Genomic DNA, 255 nt, shown 5'->3' with positions numbered 1-255 from the left:
GCGGAGTCCAGGATATTTTGATTACAAGCGTCGATAACCTTCGTGGCTTTACGGAGGCAATTTCGGCATGTTATCCGAAAACAGAGATTCAGAAGTGCGTTATCCATCAAATTCGAAATTCCATCAAGTATGTTTCCTATAAGGATCTCAAAAAGATTACGGCCGATCTGAAGCCCATTTATAAGGCTCCAACGGAGCAAGCCGCATTAGAAGAACTCGAGCAATTTGAGCAAACCTGGGGTAGTAAATATCCCT

The 255-nt window shown here is 43.1% G+C and carries 1 protein-coding gene; it reads left to right on the top strand.

All coding sequences use genetic code 11. The features are described from left to right. Positions 1 to 255 (top strand): transposase (locus M3630_RS30790; RefSeq protein ID WP_251254685.1); only part of this gene is annotated, 255 nt, incomplete at both ends.

The sequence above is a fragment of the Brevibacillus sp. MER 51 genome, assembly GCF_023714195.1.
Taxonomy (GTDB): domain Bacteria; phylum Bacillota; class Bacilli; order Brevibacillales; family Brevibacillaceae; genus Brevibacillus.
The sequence above is the reverse complement of the archived record's forward strand: the minus strand, read 5'-3'. Positions and strand labels throughout refer to the sequence as shown.